The following is a 22,276-nucleotide window of genomic DNA, read 5'->3' on the forward strand; positions in this document are numbered from 1 at the left end:
TTAATAAGACTCATTGTTAGCTTGATTATTGGACAGTAAGAATTTTAATTCTTCAGTGTTTAGACCTTTATCTTTTAAAGCCTGTATCAAAGCCTCACTATCTATATCCGATAGTGAGATTTGTTTATGCTGATTCATAGACTGCTCAATCTGCTGCCGTGCTGTCTGGAAGTCAACGACCTCGCCTGTGTCTCTGAGCAGGTCTAAAAAGTCTGCCCAGACTTGCATAATCTTACGACGCTCTTCTAAGTGTTGCGCGTGGTTATAAACCGCGCGGATGCTGCTTTTTTTATCATGCGCCATTTGCTTTTCGATGGCGTCGCCCATATAGCCAAGCTCGTTTAGATTGGTGGATGCGATGTGTCGGAATCCGTGACCAGTTTGCTTGCCGGCATACCCTAGTATATCTAGCGCATTATTAATAAACTCTTCGCTATAAGGCTGGTGCATGCCAGTATGATAGAACACGTAGTCGTAATGGCCTGTAATGGGTTTCATCTCTTCTAACACTGCTAGCATTTGGTCTGACAGAGGAACGACATGCTTACGCGCAATCTTAAGGTTATCAATATCGACGCGCCATAGACGGTTGGGGAAGTCGATATGTTCCCATTTCATCATACGTAGCTCGATAGTACGACAGAATGAATAGGCTAAAAACTTCATGCCCAATCGAGTTTGGTCATGACCATGGTAGCCTTCGATATCCTGTAATAGCTTAGGTAACTCACTAAGCTCAACGTGTTTCATGTGCTTAGTTTTCGCTTTTGGATATAGCTCTTTCAACCCTTCTGTATGGTTTACCTCGATTAGGCGCTCTCTCTTTGCTCTTCTAAGGATATTGCCAACGAGATCAATAGTGCGTCTGGTTACTTCTCGCGGTGGTGTTCCTTCAATGGTAGTCCTGCTTTCAATCTGATCAGCCATAAATTTGCAATCTTCAAATGTCACATCTCTTAAAGCGATGCTCTCAAAGCTAGGTATAACGTCTTTATGCATACGATTATAGTCTTGCTGATAGGTACGAGGCTTTACATTGCGTTCACGTTCTTCTAACCACTCAAGCGCATAGTCATTGAACATTTTAGCTTGCTCGTTCGCAAGCTTATCTTGACGTTTTTTATTCTTTGGATTAACTCCATTAGCTACTAAAGCCTTAATATCAGAGTTAGCTACTCTAGCTTCTGCTAGACCCATCTGTGGGTATGTACCTAAAGTAGTTTTCTGCTGCTTACCATCAATGCGATATGCGCTTACCCATGTTCGCGTTCCTGAGCTACGTACCAGTAACTGCAAACCTTGTTGGTCGCTATATTTGTCTGGACGAGCAGGGGTGCATTTATCGGTTGGCTTAAGCTTACGAATTTTGGCATCACTTAACATGTTGGTCTATTTCCTATACCTACGAGCTATATGTTTAAAGCGTTAAGACGATTATGTTGGTCTAAGGTATATAAAAATAGATCGAATGCTGGTCTAATTGAGGTTTATATAGATGATAGACCAACGAATAGACCAACACAAGCCACGGAATAGGTGGGTTGCGTTCGGATAGATTGGGAAAATAGCAGACATAAAAAAAACGCTAGACGCGTTATTTATAAAGGTTTACAGAGATATATAGGAGCGTTTAGGACAGGATAGAAAAACTAGGTTTTTATAAGATTGGCGGTGAAGGAGGGATTCGAACCCTCGATACGCTATGAACGTATACACACTTTCCAGGCGTGCGGTTTCAGCCACTCACCCACTTCACCGTTTTTTGAACGCCTAAGTATAGCGGATACCATTTAGAATGTCACGACTTGCGCGCTATCTTTCTTTATTGGCAAGCGCCTGCTAGGATAGCAAGTATGTAACGGCAAGTATAAATGGTTGAAAGTTGAATGATAAGTTTTAGTAGGCTTAAGTACGGATGTAAGAATAGTGCGCTGATGGCAGTATTGCTTGTCGCGACGGGTATTACCCAAGCGCACGCTGATGATCTAACCCAGTGTAGCCAGTCTTTTTATGGTGGTGTTTATCCTGAATTTACCAATACCAAGTTAAAAACAGATACACAAGCGCTATGCATGGATGGCTTTGCGGTTATGTACTCGGCGGTATCGCGTACACCACTTTGGTCAGCAGAATATCTCGATCGCACGCGTCTACAACAAGCTAAGCAGATTGATCGTGAAGACAGCTTTCACGAAGAGAGTAAACTGCCAAAGTCAGCACGAGCCTCATTGTCTGATTATTCAGGTTCTGGCTATGATCGAGGACATTTGGCACCCAATGCCAATATGGCCAATCGCAGCCAACAGTATGATAGCTTTAGTTTAGCCAATATTGCCCCGCAGTCACCACGTAACAATCGCTACATTTGGCGTAATATTGAATCTGCTACTCGGTATTTAACACAGCAATACGGTGAGGTGTATACCATCACAGGTGTGGCATTTACTGATAAAAAAACCAAGCAGCTCGCTAATCGTGTCCTTGTGCCTAGCCATTTCTTCAAAGCTGTATATATCCCAGCAACCAATCAAGCAGGCGTGTATTACGCACCAAATGATGAGTCGGAACGCATCGATGTGATTAGTATCGATGAGCTAACCACTGAGATTGGTATCGATGTATTGCCTATGCTAGATAGTCAGTCCAAATCTCAAGCATTTGATTTACCATTGAAAGCAGGTGAGAGCTCAGATACCCCTGAGGCACCAGTAGAAGAGCCTGAGTGGATGCTGTTTGTGTGGGCTATTTTAGAATGGTTAATTGCACAGTTGCAGGCTTAATTTGGCAGTAAGACCCAAAAATAACCTCATTCGAAAAAAATAAATGTTATTGATAATAAGGATAATCAAATGATTGAGCCATTCGCCAACGACCATCAAAGCATGCAGATTGGTGATCTTGTCATTGAAAATCAAAAAGACAAGATTATTATATATGGTGATATTGATCTCACTTTTGATGAGTTAGGATACGCGCAAGCCCAACAGCTGCATGAGCTGTCGGGGAAAATCGTACAAGCATTTTTAGATAAAAATCTATATAGCAAGAATGATGCTAAGTCAAAGGAAAATGATGACCAATTAGATAAAGATGTCGACAATCCTTTCCTATAAGTCTTTGATATGGCTTTATTTTTGTAGAAATAAGAAACTATAAAAAAATTACTAGGCAAAACCTAAAAATTGCTTATAATGAGTTAAGACATCGCTTGTGTCGCTCGAATCTTTAACCAAAAGCTTATAAGTTGTCATGGTAACTATCATTTAAAAAGGTCGAAACCGTAAAGCTCGTAATGAAAGGTTCTAGCAAAGGATAAGCATAGGACAACAGAAACATAACGTTTCGAGTAATCATTGTATGAAGGGAGTCAATCTATGAAATTATTTACAAAGACCACTTTAGCAGTTGCTGGTATTGGTATTGCTAGCATGGCATTCGCCGCTGACCCATTAGCCAACACTACTTGGCAGACATATGATGATGGTGAACCAAAAGGTACGGTAAAAATCACTGAGTCAAATGGTGTTCTGACCGGTACTCTTATTGCTGCTAATACTGCGAAAGGCAAAAAGCACGTTGGTACGACCGTTATTAGAGGTCTAAAAGCTGACGGTGGTGGTAAATATAGTGGTGGTACGATTACTGATCCAGCAAAAGGTAAAGACTATCGTATGACTGCAAGCTTAAGCGGCAACACATTAAAGCTAAAAGGCTATATCGGGCCATTCTCTCGTAGCCAAGAGTGGAAAAAGAAATAAACTAAAAAACTAGTTTCAGCGTAATACATAAAACCCGCGTTACCGAAAGGTCTCGCGGGATTTTTTACGTTTTAGATTTAAGCTTATGGCTTCAACAGGGAAGAGCTTTAAACGATAAAACTATAAACGCCGATACTACAGTGGGTAGTATCAGCGCATTTGATATCAATCTTTAGCTTACTTGAAAGGAGCTTATCTTATAAATTCTGGGTAAGCTTCCATACCACATTCTGCAATATCAGCACCTTCATACTCGTCTTCTTCAGAGATACGTAGACCGATAACCAGCTTGATGATAGACCAAACCACTAGGCTGGCAATGAATACCCAAGCAAAGATGGTTGCAGCACCCACAATCTGACCAATAAAGGTAGATGCTGGGTTAGTGATAGGTACAATTAGTAGACCGAATAGACCGACCACACCGTGAACTGAGATTGCACCAACTGGATCATCGATTTTGATTTTGTCTAAGGCTAAGATTGATAGCACTACGATGATACCGGCGATAACACCAAAGATAGTGGCTTGTAATGCAGAAGGCGTTGAAGGCTCAGCAGTAATGGCAACTAGACCTGCTAATGCACCGTTTAGGAGCATGGTTAGATCCGCTTTACCAAAGATGATGCGGGCTAAGATTAAGGCACCGACAGCACCGCCGGCAGCAGCAGCATTAGTGTTCAAAAATACCATTGCAACAGCATTAGCACTAGCGATGTCGCCTAATTTAAGCACTGAACCACCGTTGAAACCGAACCAACCCATCCACAAGATTAGTGTACCGAGTGCTGCCAATGGTAGGTTAGCACCAGGAATAGCGCGTATCTCGCCATTAGGGCCATATTTACCTTTACGTGAGCCTAATAGTAGTACACCTGCTAGAGCTGCTGCTGCACCTGCCATATGCACAATACCAGAGCCCGCAAAGTCAGAGAAGCCCATGTCGCCTAGGTTGAATAAACCAAAGACATCGTTGCCGCCCCATGTCCAGCTACCTTCTAATGGGTAGATAACACCGGTCATGACCACAGCGAATAACAAGAATGACCACAGCTTCATGCGCTCAGCAACAGCACCTGATACGATTGACATACAGGTCGCTACAAAGACCACTTGGAAGAAAAAGTCTGATGCGGCAGAGTAGACAGAGTCGCCACCGAAGCCGTTTTCAGCAGAGGCTGCTAAGGCGTCTTCTACTAACGTATCACCGCCTGCAATTCCGCTTAAGAATAGGTCGCCACCATACATAATCGCATAGCCGCATACCATATACATGATGCTAGCAGTTGCAAATAGTGCGACGTTTTTGGTTAAGATTTCGACTGTATTTTTTGATCGGACCAGTCCGGCCTCTAACATAGTGAAGCCTGCTGCCATCCACATGACCAACGCACCACATATCAAAAAGTAAAACGTATCGAGCGCATATTGGAGCTCAAAGATTTGACTTTCCATTTAAATTCCCCCTTGAATTTATAATATAGATATCGGCATTACCGATAGATAAAAATGCTGTAAGAGTCTGTACCTATAAGTTTATGCCCGTAGGTAGGTCTTCAAATTTAGATAGCGTCAGGTCCCGTTTCACCCGTACGGATGCGGATAACTTGCTCAAGTGCAGTGACGAAAATCTTGCCATCACCAATCTTACCAGTGCTAGCGATACGAGTGATTGCCTCGATAGCAGGCTCAACCATCTCGTCGATCACAGCGACTTCGACTTTTACTTTAGGTAAAAAGTCCACCACGTATTCTGCGCCGCGATAGAGCTCTGTATGACCTTTTTGACGACCGAAACCTTTGACTTCAGTGACAGTGACACCTTTAACACCGATGTCGGAAAGCGCTTCACGCACGTCGTCGAGCTTAAACGGTTTTAAGATCGCAGTGATTAGCTTCATAAAAAATTCCTTATTTGTGTGATGCCGCAGATTGATAGAAGTACTATGGTGCATCATCATATCTCTGCCTTGCTTACTGTAAGTTATTCAAGAACTGTGCCAACCTACTCAAGGGGGGAGGTAGAATTGGCGTTGTTCATTAAAAAGTAATGACAGTAGTAACATAGAGTATGGGCTACGATGCAACGATTAGAGCCATCGCTACAAGCATAATAAAGGTGAATCAATCTTTAGCGTTTGGTTAACGAAAACTTTATTATAACCAACTTTTTGAGTGCTTGGGGAGGCTATCCCTTTATTTCATGTGACGATTTGCTAACTTGCGTTTGGTCGTTAGCTTGGCCTTTTCATGCAAGCGTATCAAAGATGAATGGCGGGAAGGTAGAGAGAAAATAGAGATAAGCGTCAGAGCCTAACATAGTAGTCAGACCCCTGCGCTTAGGTAGATAAAGGGTTTGGGCGTGTTTATATATACGTCGTTATGCTTTAGGAAATAGTAGATAAGGGGTTTTTGTACTGACCAATAGCTTTTTTGTATCGCTACCTTGTAGTAATTCGCGTAGACGAGATTGGCCAAAAGCCCCAGTCATAAGTAAACCGATATCATGTTGGTTTTGATAGTAGTTCAAAGCCGCAGCTACATCTCGGCAGTCGAGCAATGTCTTTTTGGATTTGATACCTGCCTGTTTGAGTTTGGCGTAGGCTTCACGCAACGCATCACAGTTATCAGAAGTTTCCTTGCCAACCATCACAATATGAACCGTTAGTGCACGCACCAGTGGCGTTTTACACAGCCAATTTAGTAGTTTATGGCACGTTGGACTGTTATCAAACGCAAATAAAGCAGTAGTAGGGGGCAAAAATGGTGCATGTGTCACCAAAATGGGGCAGTGACTGACTCGAATGAGTTGGCTCAGTGTTGATTTGCAGGTGACATGATGACCTATAACGATCAATTGTGCTTGGTCATCGACGTAATCAATGCTCTGATTGAGGTTCTCATGACGATGCAGTGTATATGTCTTTAGCTTATGACGTTGCTGCTCACAATACGAGGTCGCTTGAGATAATAGCAGTCGCCCCTGCGCTTTTAGTTCACAGTTGCTCAGATGTTCTTTAGATGTGAACTGTTCGAGCAAAGCGTTTTCGTCATCAATATTGAGGCAACCAGAATAATTAATAGCAGCTTTTTGCTGCAAACTTGGCATCGAGTGTAATAAGCCAACAGGCGCGCGCAGGCGAATAGAAGCCCACATACTGGCCTCTAGTACCGCTTGAACATGATCAGGACAGTCCAAGCAAGCAATCACACTATCTGGTTTTAAATTACTCATAAAACGACCACATCATTTTAGTAATAAAAATCTGCTATCTCAGTTTATGGTTGGCGTATGAAAAATACATCCAACCCTTTTACCAATATAACTGTCTATTAATATCCGATACATCAGCCATAGACTAAGAATATAGCCACATGGCAACCGCGTAGATTCGCTTAGTAGTTTCGCTTAGTCTAACAAGCCAATGTCTCGGCGGTCATGAACAGAGAAGCGATCAATCAGTGTTCGACTCGCATTGTTGAGTCCTACCACTTTGACATCAATGCCTTCACGTTGCAAGCGCATCACTAGTTTGTCCAAGGTATCAACAGCGCTGACATCCCAGAAATGTGCTTGGCTTACATCAATCTGAATACTATCTACAGCCTCTTTGGTATCGAAACTATGCAAGAACTGGGTGGTAGAGGCAAAAAATACCTGCCCTTGAACATAATAGTAGCGGGTATTGCTGCTGTCATCATATTCACTAAAAATGGTTAAGAACTGACCAATTTTATTAGCAAATGCTAAGGCAGATAGTAAGACACCTACGCCGACACCGTAAGCTAAGTTGTGAGTAAAGACGGTAGTCAATACAGTCGCCAGCATGACAATATTAAACGACATGGGATGCGTCTTAAACTCGCGAATAGATTGCCAATTAAATGTACCAATCGATACCATAATCATGACTGCAACTAGGGCTGCCATTGGAATTTGACTGACCCATTCACTTAAGAACACGACCATAATCAGAAGGACGACACCGGCCATCAAAGTAGACAGACGCGTACGACCACCCGATTTGACGTTGATCATTGATTGGCCAATCATCGCACAGCCTGCCATACCACCAAAGAAACCTGACACGACGTTGGCCATACCTTGTCCACGACACTCTTTGTTTTTATCACTTGGTGTATCGGTCAATTCATCGACGATCGTTGCTGTCATCATAGACTCTAAAAGACCGACAATGGCAAGCGCGATAGAATAGGGTGCAATAATCAGCAAGGTATTTAGGTTTAATGGAATATCAGGCAACAAAAATACTGGCAATGAATCTGGCAAATCACCCATGCTACCAACGTTGCGAATATCGAGATTCATATACATTGCAACAGCGGTCAAACCAACAATACAAATAAGCGGTGAAGGAACGATGCGACCGATTTTAGGAATAAGTGGAAACAGATAAATAATCGCCAAACCAGCTGCCGTCATGATATAAACGGTCATGCCAACACGCTCAGTCATTGGGTTTAATTCTGGTAATTGCGCAGCAAAAATCAATATTGCTAAAGCGTTGACGAAACCGATAACCACTGAGCGGGAGACAAAGCGCATCAGGTTACCAAGCTTTAGAATGCCCATCACGACCTGAATGGCACCACAAAGCAAAGTTGCGGCAAGCAAATATTGTAAACCGTGGTCAGCAACCAAATCGACCATAACCAGTGCCATAGCGCCAGTCGCTGCCGAAATCATACCTGGACGACCACCGACAAAACTGATCACTACCGCGATACAAAATGAGGCATATAAGCCAACCTTTGGATCAACACCAGCGATAATAGAAAAGGCAATGGCTTCTGGAATAAGGGCTAGGGCTACAACCAAACCCGATAAAACGTCACCGCGAACATTGGAAAACCACTCGTCACGCAAGTTATCAATAAAAGATGTCATAAGTAAACTACATAGGGTTAGAGGCAAAAAAAGTAATCATTACTCATTTATAAAATGATCGCGTCGCTAATAATAGCTATTCATTTTTCTTTTACTTCAACATGCACTAGGTCATGTTGCTGTGTTGGATTGTGAGAAACTAATAACCGAGGTATCTAACTAATAACCAAAGTATCTACTGATTTTTTTGGTATCAAAAATACGCTCATCAATAATCAATACGATGATAAGGGCAGTAAATTACCTAAAAATATTTTTTAAAAGATTGCTTAAAATAGGCAACTAGATAGATGTACCTACAATAATATATAGAGTCAGCAATCACTTGCTGTAGTAGAAGGTGATATATCACTCGTCAAATTATCAAAATTGTCTGATACACCTTTATCACAACAAGAATCGTTGATGAAGAGGCGTGACAATAGCGCGATAAATGTGACAACATGCTAAACTAAAATGCTTGAGCAATGTGCTCAGCAAAATACTGATAAATATTAGTCAAGCTGACTATTATAGCATTAGCCACTTAATATAAAAACAGGCGAATAATAGCATAAACTCATAAAAAATCATTACCGAAATCTGAACGATGGCGTTAAGATGCTGCATATCTTAGCGGCGTCGTTTAGAGTCGCTATACAGCAGATTTATTTGATACAACTTTTCTCGTTTAATAGAAGGAATAGATATGACCACTAATACAGCAACAGAAGCCTTACTTCATAAGGGTAGTGGTCTACAAGTCGTAGTGGGTTTGGGGCAGTCTGGATTGTCAGTCGCGCATTATCTGGCCAAGCAAGGCTATCAAGTCGCAGTAACTGATGCTCAAGTTACCCCTAAATTGGCCGATCAGTTGCCAGCCGAGATTGAGATTCGTCAATTCGGTGAGATAGATGCCGATTTATTGCAGCAAGCGGCACGTATTATTATTAGCCCAGGTATTTCTCTTGAGACTGCCGCTGTAGCTGCTGCTCGCCAAGCCAATATTCCTGTAGTTAGTGATATTCAACTGTTCTGTGAAGCGTGTACCGTACCAATCGTAGCGATTACAGGTTCTAATGCTAAAAGTACGGTCACTACGTTAGTTGGCCAAATGGCAGCAGATGCTGGCGTTAACGTGGGTGTCGGCGGCAATATCGGTGTACCAGCTTTAACATTGCTAGCGAATCCTGATATGGAGCTTGCGGTACTTGAGCTGTCTAGCTTTCAGTTAGAAACCGTCACCAACTTGGGCGCAAAAGTAGCGACTGTGCTCAATATGTCGCCTGATCATTTAGATCGTCATGGAGATATGCTTGGCTACCATCAAGCCAAACACCGTATCTTCCAAGGTGCCAAGTCGGTAATGATTAACCGCGAAGATGCGCTTACTCGTCCATTGGTCGCAGACAACCTACCGAGAATTAGTACGGGTATTCATGCCCCTGATAAAGGTCAATATGGTCTTATTACCGACACAGAAGGCCAAACTTATCTTGCTCGTGGTACAGAACGATTACTGTCGGCAGACAAACTGTTGATTAAAGGCCGTCATAATCTACTAAATGCGCAAGCGGCTCTGGCACTTGGCGAGCTTGCAGGATTACCGCTAGAGAGTATGCTGACCACTTTACAGCAGTTCACAGGTCTTGAACATCGCTGCCAATATGTGGCTAATGTTGCTGGCATTGATTATTTCAATGATTCTAAAGGCACCAATATTGGTTCGACCATGGCCGCTATCGAAGGCTTGGGCGCAGTCTATGCGCCGAAAGACGGTAAGCTATTATTGATCTTAGGTGGGCAAGGCAAAGGGCAACAGTTTGGGGAATTAACGCCTTTTATCAATCAATATGTGAGCCAAGTCTTGTTTATTGGTGAAGATGGTCAGCAGATCGAAGAGCACTTAAGAGCTGCGAAATTGAGTGATGATATCGCACTGCATCAGTGTCAGACATTAGAGAATGCGTTTGCGACTATTCAACAAGTCACTACCAGTAGTTTATCGCAAGTGCAGGCTGTATTGTTGTCACCTGCCTGTGCCAGCTTTGACCAATATAGTGGTTATGCGGCTCGCGGTGACCACTTTAGCCAACTGGTCAATCAATTAGATACCGCACAATCAGAAGCTTGATAGGTAGTCGAATATATTAAGCAGCTATATAGGTTGGCATGGCAGATGTCTCTTCTCTAGCAACAGCCAGTATTTTCTGGATAAATGATTGTTTTGCTTATAGATTACTGCTACTGTCAAGCATATAATCCTGATTGCTAAAATAGGTGCTAGCTAAGGCGTTTGCCGATGGTTACAGGTTTTCTATCACCATCTATTTAGTACGATTTATTTTATGATTTTTTAAACGGTGGCGTTTCATAGACGCCGTGTTTTTTCGTTTGTTAGTGTATATAAAATTATGGCGCTCTCTTCTTTTTTTCGTTCCTCGCCCCAAACCAAGCAAACCTCTGGCTCAGACGGTGTTCTGTCTATGCCGTCAGCGCGCGCAATTTTATTATCAAGCGTCGGCTGTATGATGGTGCTTAGTCTGCTGATGGTTGCTTCTGCTTCTATTCCTTTTGCGCTTAGCCGCGGTATGACAGAGCTGTATTTTTTCAAAAATCAGCTGTTGTATATGACAATTGGTTTAATCGTTGCGGTTATTCCTTATTATGGCGTGTCTTTACGCACCCTATATAAGACCGAGACCCAGTTTGCTTTGTTAGGTATCACAGGGCTATTACTTGTTGCCACGTTGTTTAGTACACCAATTAATGGCTCTAAACGCTGGCTTACGGTAGGCGGTTTTAACTTTCAGGTAGCCGAGTTAGCCAAATTGGTCATGATTGTGTTTGTATCTGACTTTGTGGTGCGGCGATCTTTTGAAGTTCGTAATGGCTTAGATGGCTTCTTGCGAATTATGCTGGTAGTGGCGCTGATAACGATACTTCTATTGTCGCAGCCAGATTTTGGTTCTTTTGTCGTCATTATTGGTACGCTGTTCGCGATTTTTTATATCGCTGGGGCGCCTTACAAGCATTTCTTAGCATTGGGTGCTGCTGCTGTTGGCGGTGCAGTGTTGATGGTGACTACGGCAGAGTACCGATTGGTGCGTGTGATGTCGTTTATGGATCCATTCGATGACGTGCAGGATACCGATTATCAGCTCGCACGTAGTTTGATCGCCTTTGGCCGTGGCCAGTTCACGGGTGTCGGCTATGGCGAAAGTGTACAGAAACTGTCGCATTTGCCTGAGGCACATACGGATTTTTTATTAGCCATTACAGGTGAAGAGTTAGGGTTTGTCGGTGTCAGCATGGTACTGATACTTGAAGCGTTGATCATCGGTAGTGCGATGCGTATCAGTTACAATGCGCTAAAACGTCGTCAAATGCGTATGAGCTATACCGCTTTCGGAATCGGCGTGGTATTTATTGCCCAGACGATTATTAACGCTGCGATGAACATGGGTGCCATTCCAACCAAAGGTCTCACTATGCCGTTCTTTAGTTATGGCGGTTCGTCTATGTTGATTAGCTTGGTTATGGTCGCGCTATTATTGAAGATATATAAAGAAAGCCCTGAAATAGAAAAAAGCCAATGCCGTTACTATTAATAGGTTTTGTATACAATGGGCTTGGCATAATGTAGCTTCAGAGTTTCGATAAATATTGTGCAGTACTATTGCAATAAAAAGCGTCACTCATAGTGGCGCTTTTTATCGTCTATTTATAGCTTTTGAACTCTTATTAATAGGACAAGTTTAATTGCTGCTTGCCTTGTAGTGGGGTATTGTCCCATTGCACAATGGCTTGTTTAAGCATGTTTACTGGGGTATCAATATCGACTTTTGCTTGCTGCAGTAGCGATAGAGCTTCAGCAATAAGTTGACTCGGGTCTGATGTGTCGATGGGTTGAGCAAGGTTTTGTTTAGAAAGCTTTTGACCGTCAGCATTATTAATCAATGGCAGATGATACCATTGGTCAATAGTAGGTAAGCGCGCGGCTTGCATAATGCCGATCTGTGCAGTCGTCATAGGTAGAATATCGAGACCACGCATGATATGAGTAACCTGCTGTAAACCATCATCGAGACTGGCTGCCAGTATGTAATTAATCATACCATCTTGGCGGCGAGCAACCATATCGCCTAATGTCTGCTGCGGATTATCCCATTGTAGTCCTTGAATACCATCATTGAATCCAATCCGATAGTCTGGTAGCTGAATACGTAGCTTATGCTGCTGTCTATCAAGGTCAGCTGCCACACAGCGACGTGGATAGCGCTGTCGATTTGGCTGTACTTGGTCAATTGATGAAACTTGTTCGTCTAACGATGTCTGGTCGGTCAGCGCAGCTAAGCTAGCAAGACTATGGTTTCTACTTATCTCTTCTTGCGCCCAGTACTGTTCTAAGTCTTTACGAGAGCATTGGCAGCCATAGGTCAACGGCTCTAGATATGATGATAGATAATCGTTGTAGATATCAATGCGCTCAGACTGATAAATGACATCACCATCCCAATGTAATCCCAGTGCCTCAAGATCCATCAAAATTTGCTCAGTGAACTGCCGATCACAGCGTTCAGTATCGGTATCTTCCATACGTAACAGCCACTTACCACCGATTGATTTGATATGGCAAAAGCTGGCAAGCGCGGTGGTTAGAGAGCCAAGATGTAACTCACCCGTTGGTGAAGGCGCAAAGCGGCCAATGGGCTGTGATGGTGGCGTTTGAGTCGGCATGGCGGTAGGCATTGTTTTCAAAATAAATGGCTGTCTATAAAAGGTAATAAAGATAGAATAATAAATATGAGTAACAAAAGATATTCATTAAATGAGATTGTTTTGTTAGTCATGTCATTATTCAAGCGATTATATTTATTCAGAATAAAGTCAGTAACGCAGCAAAATAGTGACAGTCTAAAATACAAAAAGCGACCTATTATAAGGTCGCTTCTGCTTACATTCATATCTGTAATATCTGATCTAAGCGCCTTGGTTTTGACGTTCTTTGATTTCAGATAAGGTTTTGCAGTCGATACATTGAGTAGCGGTTGGGCGTGCTTCAAGGCGACGTAATCCAATCTCTACACCACAAGTCTCACAAAATCCATAGTCGTCATTTTCGATTTCTAACATAGATTTGTCGATTTTGCGGATAAGTTTGCGCTCACGGTCGCGAGTACGTAATGCCAATGCAAACTCTTCTTCTTGAGTGGCACGGTCATTGATATCTGGCATGGCGCTTGACTCATCTTGGATGTAGTTTTTGGTACGATCCGCTTCGCCAATCAGTTGGTTTTTCCAATCCAATAAAATAGCCTTAAAGTGCTCCAACTGCGCATCAGACATATACTCTTCGTCTTTGGCCGGCACATAAGGAGTAAATTTAACTTCACTCGGATTCGTGGTCAGGGTGCTCATATGGGTATCCTACTTTTTCAAATTAATTCAATAAAACGACGTATCAAAAGACAAGACGTTATTAATGCTACAAACGCTACAATTTGTCCTTTTATCAAACGTTTCACCACTTGGTAATACAAGTAACACAGCTGATCAAATAATATCGTAGACTTTATATCTTGACAGTTATATACCGATTGTTAGATAGGTTGTTATACAAACTTCGGTTTTAATAATACTGTCTAAAGCATGCCGTAGGTCATTGATTGTGAAAACTGAGCTTGTGGTTAATGGGCCATCCTAGCTATCGTGCAGTGGCTTCATATTAGATATTTGGCCACCCTTGCTTTATTTCATAAGTTGTATCATTGTTTGTAATAATAATGAAGTGATTTTTTATATTGAATGCATATTTTATTTGTTTATTACTGTATTTTTTATCAAAAAATATTGACGAAAGCTATAAGTATAAAGGGATATAGCTTTTACTAGTACCAATAATTCTGGGCATCAAGTATCTAGTCTTTCAACCCAGCTTGCAACTGTTCCATTGTTGGCTAATTGCAACCAGCGATATCCGGGTAATGCATGCTCATCATAAGAGAAATCGTCTTCATAAGGTTTGAACTGATAGCAGGTAGATGGCGTGCTATACACCGTGACGCCTTGGCGTAGTCGAACTTGCTCTTGGTGAGTATGCCCACTGATCACCACTTGTAGCTGTTCAAATGGTGCCATATGCTGCCAAAAACTCTCAGTGTTTTCTGCCATATGGGTATCAATCCAGTCAGAATCAACTGGAACAATATGATGGTGTAGGGCAATTAATGCGGGCTTATCACAGCTGCTGAGTCTCTCACATAACCAATTAATATCAGTAGGCGTAATCTCGCCTGCGACCTTACCAGAAATGGAGGAGTCTAATAACAACAGCTGCCAGTATTCAGTCTCAATGACATGACGACTTAACAAGCGTGAGTCAGCAGGCTGAGCGACAAGCTCTCGCTGAAAAAATGGCAAGTCTTTACCATTTTCATCCGTTACATCATGATTGCCAGCAATACAAGCAAAAGGAATCTGAGTCGCCTGTAATACAGTAAAGATATGATCATAAATTGAGGACTTTACTCGATTGACCAAGTCACCTGTCACAATAATCAGATCACAGCGAATATCTTCGCTAAGCGCCTGTTGGAGCACGGCTTCAAAGCTACGCTGACAAGCCATATCATCACTATAGGTATTACTCTCATCAATAAGGACAGGCGTCGATAAATGCAAATCAGTAATCTGTAAAATATTTATTGTTTGGTCGGAGGTGCTTAACTTATTGGCAGGATAGTTTGGCATTGGTTCAGTCCCTTATCGAATCACAACAATAAGTATTGTTAGCGCGAGTATGGATAAATGAGCTACTATTTTTCACTGGGTATTTATAATTATTATTAATCTACTATAAAAGAGCAGAGCGTTTGCCTGGAGCTTACTTTGACTCTAATCAACGATGTTTATACTATCAACTAGTAATATCAAAGTTAAAGCCATCTTATAGTATTATCGAGCTAAAGTATTAATTATATTAATAAAATAAAGTCGAACAAAAAGATAGCGAAAAACAGTCATGCTTTATTTATTATAACGTATTTACAGCGACGCTAACTAAAGTTTTATCTTTATTAACTTCGAAAAAATGAGTGCAGCAAAAAATAAAGCAGCTAATATCAAGACGATAGAAAGACCTGTTTGAATATCTAGCCAAATACTGCCCCACACACCAAGTGTCACACCCAGTTGAGCGATTATCAACGCTATAATCACCATTTGTTTTGGTGATGCTGACCATAGGCGTGCGGTCAGTGCAGGTAGCACTAATAATCCGCTGATTAATAGACTGCCAACCGCCTGTAGAGCAATCGCACAAAACCCTGCCAGTACACCCATAAAAAACAGTCGTTGCCGTGTTGGATTGATACCTTGAATACGTGCCAATGCTTCATGTGTTGCCAGCTTGATTTGCGCAGGCCAAATGTAGATAAGTAGTCCCAAGCCAGCTAGTACGCTACCAGCAAGCAAAGGCAAATCAGCCCAATCAAGGTCTAGCAAGTTGCCGAATAAAAATCCGAGCACATTGGCTTGTTGGTCAGTCAATTGGGTCAAAGCCAGCAGGCCTAAGCATAATAGCGACACTGATACGACTGCCAATACAGCATCCACTGGCAAACGCTCATCATCAATCAAGACTAGCCCTAATACGACCATGACACTGACCAATGCAATGCCGATACCCATTGGCAGTTGCCACCATACAGCCAAAGCCACACCTAACAACGTGCCATGGGCTAAAGCATCAGCGAAAAACGCCATACGCCGCCACAATACTAAGCAACCTAACGGCGCTGATAATAACGCTAATATACTGCCAGCGATCCAAGCAGGCGCAATGATGGCTAACCAAGCAGTCATAATGAATGTCCGTAAAATTTTTTATAAAAGAGTAGAGCCGTATCATTTATATGTTTGATACTTTTGGCTTTAATGAGCTGGATTTTGGCGATTTCGAGCCTTAATTACTAACGCTATAACTCGCTTGGAGCATGGTGTTCACAGGCATGGGGCTGATGCACGTATGGCTGCTCGTAATGATGACCAAATAGCTTTTGAAATTCAGTACTAATGGCCAGCTCGCTTGGTTGTCCTTCACAGCAAATATGCTTGTTCAAACAAATGACGCGGCGGCTGCCTTTCATGACCCAGTGTAAATCATGAGACACCACTAGCATGGCGCAACGTAAGAAATCCGGTAGCCCATCAATGAACTGATATAGCCAAATTTCGGTATCGGGATCGAGACCCTGCATCGGCTCGTCTAAAATAAGCAAATTGGGTTTGTCTAATAGCGCTCTGGCCAATAGTACGCGCTGCGTCTCACCACCTGATAAATGCAGCATTTGCCGTGACAGTAGATGAGTTAATGATAAGTTATCAAAGATAAACTGTCGCTGTTCAGGGGTTAAACGTTTCTTATCTGCTTGCGCCAACAAGTCGCAGACACGTAGTGGCAATATTGGTGGCACAGCAAATCGCTGCGGTACGTAGCCAAGCTGTAGCGGCTGATGTGCTGTCATAGAGCCATCAGTTGACTCAATTAAACCTAAAATAAGTTTGACTAGCGTTGACTTACCAGCACCATTTGGACCGATAAGGCTGACCGTCTCATTCACAGCAATGTCAATATCGATGTGAGAGAGCAGGCGTTGAGGCCCAATATGGTAACTGATATTGTTTAAGCTCAGTAATTTGTCAGCATTACTCATAGTACTGCTATTCGCAACAGCAGTATTTGACTGATTAGAAGGTAGGGTAGAGGTATTCATAATATGACAACGCATAGGTAAATAGACAATCGACGAATCATGCTTAAAACGTTTACACAAACGATAGTAGCATTACTGGCAAGCTTGGCAACGACCGCTAAGCTCAATGACGCTACGCTCAACCACAAACCCCACATCTTGCTCGGCAAAGCTCATCATTTCTTGAACGGGCAGGCTGCTGCATTCTTGAACGCGTTGACACTGATCGCAGATTAAGAAGGCGGCTGTATGCTGGGCACGAGGATGACAGCAAGGAACATAAGCATTAATAGAGGTTAATTGATGAATCAACCCTTCACTTAGTAAGAATTCTAAACTGCGATAAACCGTTGGCGGCGCGACATTTTTCGGCGCGCGTTTTTTAGTTGTCTTAGTGTCTACCGAAAGTGTTGGTGAGCTCGTTGCTTTTTGAATATCGTTGCCATCAGGTATAGATAGTCGCATTTGCTGCAACTGAGTGATTAGGTCATAAGCGCCAACGGGCTGATCCGCCTCTAATACCAATTGGTATATCTGCTGACGCAAAGGCGTAAAGCGCGCGCCATTTAGACGGCAATGCTCTTTAGCTGCTGCTAAGCGTTCATGAACATCATGCGGAGTCAGATCTTGCACATCATGCAAATGTTCGCAGATCGATGAAGTAATAGACATGGTACAAGCTCCTAAAAATAGCATGGTAATCGCATGACGTTTTTTATGATAGCGTTTTTTATTGTTATAGTATAACATACTAAAACAAGAACCGAGTGAATTGTCTTATAGTAGTCTTGTATATCTACCCTTTTTACAGGAGTGGGGCAGGATACTATTACTTATATGTTCGTTATCCAACAATGCCATCTAACAATAAAAGAGCTTACTATGAACGCTGTTTTTACTTACTCCGTACGTTCGCTTATCACATTACAGCGCTTGCTAATGACAGGACTGATAGTCATAGGGTCTTTCACACTGAATGCACAAGCTGCAACGGTCAGTGTTAGCAATTATCCGCTATTCTTGTTAAGTGAAGCAGTAACAGAAGGCGCGCCATCAGCCAATCGACTATTGCAAGCGGGGGAGGTGGGGCATCATGGTAGTATCAGCCCAGGTGATATCAAGGCAATCAAAGACAGCAAGTTTGTGGTATGGTTCGGTGAGCCGCTAGAAAATAATCTAGCAGCGAGCCTGAAAGCAGCCCCAAATGCCATTGCTTTATTTGAGTTCGATGCATTCAATCGACATCCATTACGTGATATAAAGGGCGATACCATCGCGGGTACACTAGATCCACATATTTGGCTAGACCCTGAAAATGCCAAAGCCATTACCCGTGCATTGGCTGTGATTCATAGTCATGCCAATCCACAATATAAAGATCTATACCAAACCAACGCGAAAAAATTTGCACAGCAGCTAGACGAAGAAGTTGCTACATTTGAGCAAAGCTCTACTCAGAGTGACTCAAAAACACGACCTTATTGGGCTTATCATGATGCCTATCAATATATCGAAGACAGCTTAAACTTAACGCTCGTTGGTAGCCTTAGCGTGGATCATCATCTATCACCTAAAGCAAGCCAACTCCGTTGGTTGAATGAGCAACGCCCAGCCAAGCAAATGTGTTTGGTCAGTCCAAGTGAGCCAGCAAAAGGCTTACTTGCGAAGCTACAACCAGTGAAGAGTACGGTACAGCCAGAAGATATGAGTAGTAGCGATGACTTTATCAGCGGTTGGCAGAATATGGCCAAACAGATATATCAGTGTATCTCGTAATGTAGCCAAAGACAGCAATTTGCTAGGATTGTTTGAGTTGGTTGTATAGCTTTGCTTCAAGCATTTATTACAGACTAAATAATATAATAATCTTAGCAAAATGCGTTAGGTGACTGATAAAAGTCATATTTTACTTGCTTAATAGTTACGCTCTACCTATAATAAGTAGCGTTTTATTTTGGCCGAAAGGTAATGCCTGTAGAGTAAGTCATTCACGGATAAAATTATCATAAGTATGATATATTGTCCCAATGCTGTAAGGGCTATAGGAATACCGATGACCAAGCCTGCCAAACGCACGCAAAAAGACAAGATTGGCATCTATATTAAACGACAAGCATGGATACTATTTATCCTTATTATCATTGCTTGGTTAGTAGATACTATTTGGCTACATAGTGAGCTTACGATAGCAAAAAGCGCTGCAATTGGTGCGCTACTAAGTTTTATCACTCAAGCAGTATTTGCGTTTTTTATTTTTTGGTACACCGGATATCGCGCGCGCCAACACATCGTTAGCCAGCTATATCGGGGTCAAATGTCAAAATGGTTATTGACCGTGTTTGGTTTTGCACTAATTTTTATTACCGTACAACCCCTATCTGCGCCAGCGCTGTTTATCGGTTTTATGGTAATGCAAATTAGTCACAGTTGGATGTTGTGGCATATACGCTAGCGCTAATAAATGATCGCTAAACAGATGGTTTATTAATAGTACTGGCAAGTCACCCTGCCGTCCAGCTTCTCTATGACTAGTTCGAAAAGTCGAAGCACAACGTTGTCTTAGGATAGCACCAGTGATTGTAAAGACCGCACTATGAGTCTCAATGTTAGACGTAGTATGCAGTGAGAGGGTAGGGGTTATTCAACTATCTGTATCGCTGATAATTAGAGTACTGATATCTAATTATGGTTAGTGGCTATATTAGCAAGTAAAACTGGTGGCTAACTTATTCATACAGTGGATAAAAAAATCACAATTGACTTTACACGAATACAACGCTGCATTAATATAGGCGGCTAAATATTTTGCTTATAAGCGCTACATTAAGCGCCGATCGTGAGAAACGGTCAGTGGGCAAGCACATATATAATAATTTTGCGTATAAAAATGCAAGGGCTATTACTGAGTTATCATAAGCCCTTTTTTGATAGCTAAAATTTATCTCACGCTATCAAATATTGCATATTAGTAATAGAACTATGGGTTGGATGTTGTTGGTTACATGAGTGATTTAGTACGGTTTATTTGTCTGCTTAATAGCAAGATAGATATAAATACTACACCTCATCAGATGACAACCATATTTTTGGTAGTTGATTAAATCGTTGATTAATAAGAAGCTTACATTATGGCATCCGAGCAAACATCATCAGAATATATCTCTCACCACTTAACGAATTGGACGTATGGCTATCTGCCGGGCGAAGGTTGGAAAGTTGCTCATACTGCTGAAGAAGCAGGGGCAATGGGCTTTAACGCTATCCATCTTGATTCTATGCTATGGTCGATTGGTCTAGGTATCTTATTTTGCGCCGTCTTTTGGATGGTTGCCAAAAAAGTCACTTCAGGCGTGCCAGGAAAAACTCAGGCAGCAGTTGAGATGATCGTTGAGTTTGTTGATAACAACGTTCGTGATTCATACAGTGGTACATCAAAACTGATTGCGCCATTGGCGTTGACCATTTTTGTCTGGATCTTTTTGATGAACTTGATGGATTTGATACCTGTTGATTTCATTCCAGGTATTGCTGGGCAAATCGGTGCCGCTATGGGCCATGATCCACATCATGTTTTCTTTAAGATTGTTCCAACGACTGATCCTAACATCACGCTTGGCATGTCGTTCTCTGTCTTTGCACTGATTATCTTTTATAGCATTAAAGAAAAAGGTTTGGGCGGCTTTATCGGTGAGCTAACACTGCATCCGTTTGGTGCCAAAAACCCAATCGTACAAGCGATTTTGATTCCCATCAACTTCATCCTAGAAGCAGTTACTCTAATAGCCAAACCTGTATCACTTGGTTTGCGTCTATTCGGCAACATGTATGCTGGGGAATTGATTTTCATACTGATTGCTCTAATGCCGTTTTGGATTCAATGGGCGTTATCGGTACCGTGGGCTATCTTCCACATCTTAGTTATTACACTTCAAGCGTTCGTATTCATGATGCTAACGATAGTTTACATGTCGCTTGCATCATCAACTGAACATTAATTAGACATTCAATAGGTAAATGAGGATACATCAATGGATCCAGTATTAGGTGGTTACACAGTTATCGCAGTAGCACTACTTATCGGTCTTGGCGCACTTGGCACAGGTATTGGTTTTGCTATTCTAGGTGGAAAATTCTTAGAAGGCGTTGCGCGTCAACCAGAGCTTGGCTCACAATTGCAAACTCGTATGTTCATCGTAGCAGGTCTTCTTGATGCTATTCCGATGATCGGTGTTGGTATTGCTATGCTATTGTTGTTCGCTAACCCTCTAGCAGGTTAATCCGAAAGCTCAGTTGTAAATGTTTGGTATTCGGAGACTTTCTATCAAATATAGTCAAGATTTGACTACCAAACATGATCAATGAAACTGATTTTTCATTAACAAAGAGGTGATCACGTGAATATCAATTTTACCCTCGTCGGTCAAGCCATTGCTTTTGCAATATTTGTGATTTTTTGCATGAAATTCGTGTGGCCACCACTTATCGGTGCCATCAATGAGCGTCAGCGTAAAATTGCTGAAGGTCTGAATGCCGCAGAAAAAGCAAAAGCAGATTTGGCGACCGCGGAGCAAAATGTCCAGCAGGAACTTGATCTTGCAAAGACCAAGGCTGCCGCTCTAATCGAGCAAGCGAACAAGAGTGCCAATCAGCTCGTCGAAGATGCAAAATCGCAAGCCCAAGCGGAAGGCGAGCGCATTCGTCAACAAGCGCAAGCATCTATCGATCAAGAAATCAATCAAGCGCGTGAATCATTACGTGCCCAAGTTGCTGAACTGGCTGTACTTGGTGCAGAGAAGATTTTGCAAGACAAAGTCGATGTGCAAAAACATGCCAGTATGTTAGACCAACTGGCGGCGAAGCTGTAATTGTGAGGA

The 22,276-nt window shown here is 42.2% G+C and carries 21 protein-coding genes and 1 tRNA gene; 10 read left to right on the forward strand and 12 right to left on the reverse strand.

What is annotated here, in order from left to right; all coding sequences use genetic code 11:
* Together ACHEVO_RS11695 and ACHEVO_RS11700 are read right to left on the reverse strand one after the other, a co-directional pair.
* Positions 1–1,383, reverse strand: coding sequence for a tyrosine-type recombinase/integrase (locus ACHEVO_RS11695; protein WP_394125048.1), 1,383 nt, complete (start codon positions 1,381–1,383; stop codon positions 1–3).
* Positions 1,384–1,666: 283 nt separating this feature from the next.
* Positions 1,667–1,757: transfer RNA gene (locus ACHEVO_RS11700), tRNA-Ser, on the reverse strand.
* 177 nt (positions 1,758–1,934) lie between these two features.
* Between ACHEVO_RS11700 and ACHEVO_RS11705 the strand changes: the two genes are divergently transcribed.
* The 3 genes from ACHEVO_RS11705 to ACHEVO_RS11715 all read left to right on the forward strand — a co-directional run bounded on the left by ACHEVO_RS11705 (position 1,935) and on the right by ACHEVO_RS11715 (position 3,758).
* Positions 1,935–2,780, forward strand: coding sequence for a DNA/RNA non-specific endonuclease (locus ACHEVO_RS11705; protein WP_394125049.1), 846 nt, complete (start codon positions 1,935–1,937; stop codon positions 2,778–2,780).
* Positions 2,781–2,849: 69 nt separating this feature from the next.
* Positions 2,850–3,113, forward strand: a complete 264-nt coding sequence (locus ACHEVO_RS11710; protein ID WP_394125050.1) for a hypothetical protein — start codon at positions 2,850–2,852, stop codon at positions 3,111–3,113.
* A 261-nt stretch (positions 3,114–3,374) separates the two neighbouring features.
* Positions 3,375–3,758, forward strand: a complete 384-nt coding sequence (locus ACHEVO_RS11715; RefSeq protein ID WP_191114376.1) for a DUF2147 domain-containing protein — start codon at positions 3,375–3,377, stop codon at positions 3,756–3,758.
* A 192-nt stretch (positions 3,759–3,950) separates the two neighbouring features.
* Here ACHEVO_RS11715 and ACHEVO_RS11720 read toward each other — a convergent pair whose 3' ends face one another.
* From ACHEVO_RS11720 to ACHEVO_RS11735, 4 genes are all read right to left on the reverse strand, one after another.
* Positions 3,951–5,213 (reverse strand): ammonium transporter, encoded by a 1,263-nt coding sequence (locus tag ACHEVO_RS11720; protein ID WP_057762031.1) that lies wholly within the window; start codon positions 5,211–5,213, stop codon positions 3,951–3,953.
* Positions 5,214–5,320: 107 nt separating this feature from the next.
* Positions 5,321–5,659 carry a P-II family nitrogen regulator gene (locus ACHEVO_RS11725; RefSeq protein ID WP_010197981.1) on the reverse strand — a complete coding sequence of 113 codons (339 nt, stop codon included), beginning with the start codon at positions 5,657–5,659 and terminating at the stop codon, positions 5,321–5,323.
* 479 nt (positions 5,660–6,138) lie between these two features.
* Positions 6,139–6,993 carry a universal stress protein gene (locus ACHEVO_RS11730; RefSeq protein WP_102092102.1) on the reverse strand — a complete coding sequence of 285 codons (855 nt, stop codon included), beginning with the start codon at positions 6,991–6,993 and terminating at the stop codon, positions 6,139–6,141.
* Between the two features lie 174 nt (positions 6,994–7,167).
* Positions 7,168–8,667 (reverse strand): SulP family inorganic anion transporter, encoded by a 1,500-nt coding sequence (locus ACHEVO_RS11735; protein ID WP_057762027.1) that lies wholly within the window; start codon positions 8,665–8,667, stop codon positions 7,168–7,170.
* A 688-nt stretch (positions 8,668–9,355) separates the two neighbouring features.
* On the opposite strand from ACHEVO_RS11735, the gene murD reads away from it, so the two are divergent.
* Positions 9,356–10,780, forward strand: coding sequence for a UDP-N-acetylmuramoyl-L-alanine--D-glutamate ligase (murD, locus tag ACHEVO_RS11740; protein ID WP_394125051.1), 1,425 nt, complete (start codon positions 9,356–9,358; stop codon positions 10,778–10,780).
* 280 nt (positions 10,781–11,060) lie between these two features.
* Positions 11,061–12,257, forward strand: coding sequence for an FtsW/RodA/SpoVE family cell cycle protein (locus ACHEVO_RS11745; RefSeq protein WP_182176715.1), 1,197 nt, complete (start codon positions 11,061–11,063; stop codon positions 12,255–12,257).
* A gap of 133 nt (positions 12,258–12,390) precedes the next feature.
* Here ACHEVO_RS11745 and gluQRS read toward each other — a convergent pair whose 3' ends face one another.
* The 6 genes from gluQRS to ACHEVO_RS11775 all read right to left on the reverse strand — a co-directional run bounded on the left by gluQRS (position 12,391) and on the right by ACHEVO_RS11775 (position 18,074).
* Entirely contained in the window at positions 12,391–13,398 is a 1,008-nt protein-coding gene (gene gluQRS / locus ACHEVO_RS11750; RefSeq protein ID WP_394125094.1) for a tRNA glutamyl-Q(34) synthetase GluQRS, read from the reverse strand.
* Positions 13,399–13,629: 231 nt separating this feature from the next.
* Positions 13,630–14,067, reverse strand: coding sequence for an RNA polymerase-binding protein DksA (dksA, locus tag ACHEVO_RS11755; RefSeq protein ID WP_057762021.1), 438 nt, complete (start codon positions 14,065–14,067; stop codon positions 13,630–13,632).
* Between the two features lie 492 nt (positions 14,068–14,559).
* Positions 14,560–15,399 carry a metallophosphoesterase gene (locus tag ACHEVO_RS11760; RefSeq protein ID WP_394125052.1) on the reverse strand — a complete coding sequence of 280 codons (840 nt, stop codon included), beginning with the start codon at positions 15,397–15,399 and terminating at the stop codon, positions 14,560–14,562.
* Between the two features lie 309 nt (positions 15,400–15,708).
* Positions 15,709–16,512 (reverse strand): metal ABC transporter permease, encoded by an 804-nt coding sequence (locus tag ACHEVO_RS11765; RefSeq protein WP_290178523.1) that lies wholly within the window; start codon positions 16,510–16,512, stop codon positions 15,709–15,711.
* 113 nt (positions 16,513–16,625) lie between these two features.
* Entirely contained in the window at positions 16,626–17,363 is a 738-nt protein-coding gene (locus tag ACHEVO_RS11770; RefSeq protein ID WP_394125095.1) for a metal ABC transporter ATP-binding protein, read from the reverse strand.
* A 132-nt stretch (positions 17,364–17,495) separates the two neighbouring features.
* The gene (locus ACHEVO_RS11775) at positions 17,496–18,074 is read right to left on the reverse strand and encodes a Fur family transcriptional regulator (RefSeq protein WP_394125053.1); all 579 of its coding nucleotides are present in this window, start codon (positions 18,072–18,074) and stop codon (positions 17,496–17,498) included.
* Between the two features lie 210 nt (positions 18,075–18,284).
* Here ACHEVO_RS11775 and ACHEVO_RS11780 point away from each other — a divergent pair, with 210 nt between their 5' ends.
* The 5 genes from ACHEVO_RS11780 (at position 18,285) to ACHEVO_RS11800 (ending at position 22,267) form a co-directional block, all read left to right on the forward strand.
* Positions 18,285–19,178, forward strand: coding sequence for a metal ABC transporter solute-binding protein, Zn/Mn family (locus ACHEVO_RS11780; protein ID WP_394125054.1), 894 nt, complete (start codon positions 18,285–18,287; stop codon positions 19,176–19,178).
* A 277-nt stretch (positions 19,179–19,455) separates the two neighbouring features.
* Positions 19,456–19,854 carry an ATP synthase subunit I gene (locus ACHEVO_RS11785; protein WP_057762011.1) on the forward strand — a complete coding sequence of 133 codons (399 nt, stop codon included), beginning with the start codon at positions 19,456–19,458 and terminating at the stop codon, positions 19,852–19,854.
* Positions 19,855–20,530: 676 nt separating this feature from the next.
* Complete coding sequence (gene atpB, locus ACHEVO_RS11790) at positions 20,531–21,397, forward strand: F0F1 ATP synthase subunit A (protein ID WP_101205957.1); 867 nt, start codon at positions 20,531–20,533, stop codon at positions 21,395–21,397.
* 33 nt (positions 21,398–21,430) lie between these two features.
* The gene (atpE, locus tag ACHEVO_RS11795; RefSeq protein WP_010197960.1) at positions 21,431–21,679 is read left to right on the forward strand and encodes a F0F1 ATP synthase subunit C; all 249 of its coding nucleotides are present in this window, start codon (positions 21,431–21,433) and stop codon (positions 21,677–21,679) included.
* A 117-nt stretch (positions 21,680–21,796) separates the two neighbouring features.
* On the forward strand, positions 21,797–22,267 hold the full coding sequence (locus ACHEVO_RS11800; RefSeq protein ID WP_101205956.1) for a F0F1 ATP synthase subunit B: 471 nt from the start codon (positions 21,797–21,799) through the stop codon (positions 22,265–22,267).
* Positions 22,268–22,276 lie beyond the last annotated feature (9 nt).

Origin of the sequence: Psychrobacter nivimaris (assembly GCF_043419765.1) — a bacterium.
Taxonomy (GTDB): Bacteria; Pseudomonadota; Gammaproteobacteria; order Pseudomonadales; family Moraxellaceae; genus Psychrobacter.

Excerpts from the sequence above, each read along its gene's own strand:
- atpB (WP_101205957.1), top strand. The coding sequence starts at position 20,531 with ATGGCATCCGAGCAAACATCATCAGAATATATCTCTCACCACTTAACG.
- ACHEVO_RS11775 (WP_394125053.1), bottom strand. The coding sequence starts at position 18,074 with ATGTCTATTACTTCATCGATCTGCGAACATTTGCATGATGTGCAAGAT.
- ACHEVO_RS11730 (WP_102092102.1), bottom strand. The coding sequence starts at position 6,993 with ATGAGTAATTTAAAACCAGATAGTGTGATTGCTTGCTTGGACTGTCCT.
- atpE (WP_010197960.1), top strand. The coding sequence starts at position 21,431 with ATGGATCCAGTATTAGGTGGTTACACAGTTATCGCAGTAGCACTACTT.
- ACHEVO_RS11705 (WP_394125049.1), top strand. The coding sequence starts at position 1,935 with ATGGCAGTATTGCTTGTCGCGACGGGTATTACCCAAGCGCACGCTGAT.
- dksA (WP_057762021.1), bottom strand. The coding sequence starts at position 14,067 with ATGAGCACCCTGACCACGAATCCGAGTGAAGTTAAATTTACTCCTTAT.
- ACHEVO_RS11735 (WP_057762027.1), bottom strand. The coding sequence starts at position 8,667 with ATGACATCTTTTATTGATAACTTGCGTGACGAGTGGTTTTCCAATGTT.
- murD (WP_394125051.1), top strand. The coding sequence starts at position 9,356 with ATGACCACTAATACAGCAACAGAAGCCTTACTTCATAAGGGTAGTGGT.
- ACHEVO_RS11760 (WP_394125052.1), bottom strand. The coding sequence starts at position 15,399 with ATGCCAAACTATCCTGCCAATAAGTTAAGCACCTCCGACCAAACAATA.
- ACHEVO_RS11695 (WP_394125048.1), bottom strand. The coding sequence starts at position 1,383 with ATGTTAAGTGATGCCAAAATTCGTAAGCTTAAGCCAACCGATAAATGC.
- ACHEVO_RS11725 (WP_010197981.1), bottom strand. The coding sequence starts at position 5,659 with ATGAAGCTAATCACTGCGATCTTAAAACCGTTTAAGCTCGACGACGTG.
- ACHEVO_RS11785 (WP_057762011.1), top strand. The coding sequence starts at position 19,456 with ATGACCAAGCCTGCCAAACGCACGCAAAAAGACAAGATTGGCATCTAT.
- gluQRS (WP_394125094.1), bottom strand. The coding sequence starts at position 13,398 with ATGCCTACCGCCATGCCGACTCAAACGCCACCATCACAGCCCATTGGC.
- ACHEVO_RS11780 (WP_394125054.1), top strand. The coding sequence starts at position 18,285 with ATGAACGCTGTTTTTACTTACTCCGTACGTTCGCTTATCACATTACAG.
- ACHEVO_RS11765 (WP_290178523.1), bottom strand. The coding sequence starts at position 16,512 with ATGACTGCTTGGTTAGCCATCATTGCGCCTGCTTGGATCGCTGGCAGT.
- ACHEVO_RS11720 (WP_057762031.1), bottom strand. The coding sequence starts at position 5,213 with ATGGAAAGTCAAATCTTTGAGCTCCAATATGCGCTCGATACGTTTTAC.
- ACHEVO_RS11715 (WP_191114376.1), top strand. The coding sequence starts at position 3,375 with ATGAAATTATTTACAAAGACCACTTTAGCAGTTGCTGGTATTGGTATT.
- ACHEVO_RS11770 (WP_394125095.1), bottom strand. The coding sequence starts at position 17,363 with ATGAGTAATGCTGACAAATTACTGAGCTTAAACAATATCAGTTACCAT.
- ACHEVO_RS11710 (WP_394125050.1), top strand. The coding sequence starts at position 2,850 with ATGATTGAGCCATTCGCCAACGACCATCAAAGCATGCAGATTGGTGAT.
- ACHEVO_RS11745 (WP_182176715.1), top strand. The coding sequence starts at position 11,061 with ATGGCGCTCTCTTCTTTTTTTCGTTCCTCGCCCCAAACCAAGCAAACC.